General features: G+C 69.2%; 4 protein-coding genes and 1 pseudogene. All 5 read right to left on the bottom strand.

Annotation, left to right across the window (positions count from 1 at the left end; translation table 11 throughout):
- Window positions 1–810, bottom strand: a pseudogene (locus G6026_RS09920) (hypothetical protein); the annotation flags it as partial.
- A 5-nt stretch (window positions 811–815) separates the two neighbouring features.
- A complete protein-coding gene (locus G6026_RS09915; RefSeq protein ID WP_182613072.1) occupies window positions 816–1,391 on the bottom strand; it encodes a nuclear transport factor 2 family protein in 576 nt (191 codons plus the stop codon).
- A 1-nt stretch (window position 1,392) separates the two neighbouring features.
- On the bottom strand, window positions 1,393–1,611 hold the full coding sequence (locus G6026_RS09910) for a ferredoxin (RefSeq protein ID WP_182613074.1): 219 nt from the start codon (window positions 1,609–1,611) through the stop codon (window positions 1,393–1,395).
- 14 nt (window positions 1,612–1,625) lie between these two features.
- A complete protein-coding gene (locus G6026_RS09905; RefSeq protein WP_182613073.1) occupies window positions 1,626–2,927 on the bottom strand; it encodes a cytochrome P450 in 1,302 nt (433 codons plus the stop codon).
- Between the two features lie 92 nt (window positions 2,928–3,019).
- A partial coding sequence (locus tag G6026_RS09900; protein ID WP_182613071.1) for an SDR family oxidoreductase occupies window positions 3,020–3,685 on the bottom strand: 666 nt, incomplete at its 5' end.

The following is a 3,685-nucleotide window of genomic DNA, read 5'->3' as shown; positions in this document are numbered from 1 at the left end:
GGCGTCCGACCGACGGCGGACCGACTGGTGAAAGCCCACCGCCAGCAGGTGCATCTGCAGGTACACCTCGCGCGTCATGCGGACGAGTGCGGCCGAGGTGAACTCGGGGAAGCTCAGATCCGTCAACAGCGGGCCGGCGTAGTCGTCGCGGGGGCCCTGACCGGTCGTGTCCTCCGGTGCCGGCGGCTCGAACGAGAAGTCGACCACCCGACTGCTCGCGGACTCGACCGCCGGCTCGGGCCACGCCGCCGGCTCCGCGTCCGGGTCGATCCGAACGATCCAGTGGCAGTGCGGCGTCCGGCCCTCCGGGCTGCGTGGTGGCCGGTGGACCGGTTCCACGACGGCCCGCGGGTTGGTGGCGAGCGCGGTGGCCGGGAAGGTGGGGTCCTCGATGTCGTGACACATCGTGGTGACGAGCCGGTCCCCCATCGGTTCGACATCCATCAGTGCGCCACAGTGGTCGAGCCAGAATTCCCCGTGATCGTGGTCGGTGATCCCGTAGCGGAAGTCCATGAACTCCGGCGGCGCCCCCACGTCCAGCTGGAAACCCTTGAAGATCTCCGCGACGCCGTCGCCCGTGATGGACAACGCCTCCTTCATCCGACGGGTGTAGTGCGGGCTCGCGGCCTGCCACTCCTCGATCGCGACGTCCCGCATCCCGTCCACACCGAACTCACCCAGGAGGGCCGGCATCCCCGCCCGGTCGATGAGCTGGCCGATCAGCAGCAGATCGGGGAGTAGCCGTGCGAGGGTCGCGTGATCGAGCGATTCCAGAGGGTCGCGTCTGACGACCGGGTCGCGCGTGGTCATCGGACTCAGACCTCGTCCGGCGTGGACACCGGCCACAACGGGGCCGGGCTGTCCTCGATGCGGTACCACCCGGCAGGCTTGTCGCCGCCCGCTTCGAACCGGGCCTTCATCGAATCGGTGAGCGCGTCGGCCTCGTACATCCGCATGAACAGGTCCACCACGTTGCCGAAGTCGAAGAAGTCCCGCTGCCACTTCCACTGCTGCTCGCCGTTGTAGAGGAACCACGACCCGCCGAGACCGTGGACCTCGTAGGGCGCGCCCGTCCTGGGGTCGACGGTGTCGCGGGCGATCTGCTTCCACAGGCACAGCACGTCACCGGTCTCGGGATCGATGATGGTGCGGATGTAGGGGTACTCCCAGCCGTCGAGCCCGGCCATCTCCTGACCCAGCGCGATGTCACGGATCTCGTCCCGGCCGACGGCCATGAAGTCGTCCTTCGTGCCGTAGTTCCAGCCGTAGGTGGCGTCCTCGGCGTAGAACTCGGCGAGCGGGGTCCAGTCCTTGTTGCGCTCGCACTCGGCGTTGGCCTCGATCCATCGCTCCACGAACTCGGCGATCTCGGCGCGGTCGTATCGGGTCACGTCACTCACTCCTGGGGGTCCGGGTCCCGACGAGGCGGAGTGCCTGAGTCGGGCAGTACTTGACGGCGGCCTTGACTTCCGCCAGCTGGTCGTCGGGGATATCGCCCCGCTTGGCGCGCACCTTGGCCTCCGCGCCCTTGCCCACCGTGAACCAGTCGGGGGCCTCGGCCTGGCACTCCGCGTGCCCCTGGCACAGGTCGAAGTCCACTTCCACACGCATCGGCTGCTGTCCGGTCACCGGCGCCGCCTCCTCCGGTAGCGGACGGTGCACGGCTGGGCCAGCTGGACGACCATCTTGGAGTGGTCGTTGTGGTAGCTCTCCGGCGGTTGCGCGAGCTCGAACTCGAACTCCCGCAGCAGGATCGAGAAGATGGCCTTGATCTGGAGCTGGGCGAACGCCGCCCCCACGCAGCGGTGTCGTCCGGCGCCGAAGGGGATCCAGGTCCACCGGTTGACGATGTCCTCCTGTCGCGGCTCGGAGTAGCGCTCCGGGTCGAACGTGTCGGGGTCCGGGAAATCCTCGGGGAGCCGGTTGGAGACCGCCGGGGAGGCCGCGACGGTCTGCCCGGCACGGACGACGTGGTCGCCGATCCGGACGTCCTCCTGCGCCACCCGCATGAGGATGATGAGGGGCGGGTGAAGACGCAGCGTCTCTTTGAGGGCGTTCTCGACCTTGGGCATCTGACGTAGCGCCCCGAAGCTGTACTCGGCGCCGTCCGAGTAGACCTCGTCGAGTTCGGCGACCACCTCCGCGAGGTAGTCCGGGTGCCTGAGCAGCTCGATGAGCATCCACGCACTGGTGCCGGAGGTGGTGTGATGCCCGGCGAACATCATGGAGATGAAGATGCCGGTGACCTCGTCCGGGGTGAAGCGGTACGTGCCGTCGTCGTTCTTGACGGACACCAGGACGTCGAGCAGGTCCCGGTCCTCCTTGTCCGCCGGAGGGTTGGCGACCCGCTCCTCCATGATCGCGGACACGAGCTCCACCAGTCCGGCCCGGGCCGCGTCCCGCTTGCGGAACGCGGGGATGTCGGCGTAGGCGTCGATGTACGCGTGGGGGTCGGTGCCCTGCTCGAGGTCGTGATACAGGTGCGCGAACCGCGCGTCGAGCTGCTCCCGGAACTTCGGACCGATCAGGCACGCCGAGGAGGTGTAGATGGTGAGTTCGGAGAACCACTCGAGCAGGTCGATCTCGCCCTCGTCGCCCCACTCGCCCACCATCCGCTGCACCTCGTGGGGGATGGTGACGGCGTGCTGGCGCATGTGCTCGCCGCGCAGCGCCGTGTTGTGCAGCATCTCCGAGCGACGCTCGGGACTGGCGTCGAACACGACGCCCTCCCCGAACACCGGCGTCATGAACGGGTAGGCGGCGGCCTGGTCGAGGGACTCGTCCGGGGCACGGAAGAAGGCCTCGTTGGCGGCCGCCCCGGAGGCCAGGCAGATGTCGCGGTCGACGATCTTGAACACGCCGAGGTCGCCGCACTCCTCGCGCACCCGCCAGAACAGGCCGATCGGGTCGGTACGGAGTTCGTCCATGTGCCCCAGCTCGCCCCCGCCGCCGGAGACCCGCCGCGGTTCGGTGAGGGTGGAGGTGTCGGTGGGCGTGTCGGTGGAGCCGTCGGTACTGGTCACGAGTAATCCTCCTCGATTGGGGCCTCCGGCTGGATCTCCAGCTCGGTGATCTGGGCGCCGCGGGGCATCGCCACCATGGCGGCGACCCCCCGGGCGAGGTCGGCCGGTTTGCACATGCGCGGGTGACGACCGAAGCCGTGCTTGACCCAGTCGTTGATGACCGACTCCGCGGTCTCCGCATCGAACTCGGTGCCCATCTCGGTCATCACCGGCCCGGGGCGGACCACCCCGAGGCGGATCCCCGTACCCTCGAGTTCCTTGCGGGCCTGGTGGGCCATCGTCTCCAGGCCGGCTTTGGCCGCGACGTACGCGCCGGAGCGGGGCCGGGCGGTGTAGGCCACATCGGATCCGATGAGGACCACGTCTCCCCGACGGCGGTCGACCATCCCGGGGACCACGGCGTGGAGGAGTCGCTGCACGGCGAGTAGGTGGATGTCGATCTGGGCGGCGAAGTCCTCGGGGTCCATCTCCCACACGCGGGCCATCTTCAGGCTGCCGGCACTGGAGACGAGGACCTCGGGTGGGCCGTACGCCTCGCCGGCGGCGGCCACGAACCCGGCGACCGAGTCGGCGTTGGTCACGTCGACCGGTCGGGCGGTGGCCCGTCCCCCGGCGTCCCGGATCCGGCCCACGAGGTCGTCGAGGCGGTCGGCACGGCGGGC

Source organism: Dietzia sp. DQ11-38-2 (genome assembly GCF_014145055.1).
In the GTDB taxonomy this organism is placed as follows: Bacteria; Actinomycetota; Actinomycetes; order Mycobacteriales; family Mycobacteriaceae; genus Dietzia.
This window is presented reverse-complemented; position numbering and strand designations above follow the sequence as displayed.

What these genes read in the sequence shown, in the direction of transcription:
- G6026_RS09910 (WP_182613074.1), bottom strand. Translation starts at nt 1,611, where the DNA reads ATGCGTGTGGAAGTGGACTTCGACCTGTGCCAGGGGCACGCGGAGTGC.
- G6026_RS09905 (WP_182613073.1), bottom strand. Translation starts at nt 2,927, where the DNA reads ATGGACGAACTCCGTACCGACCCGATCGGCCTGTTCTGGCGGGTGCGC.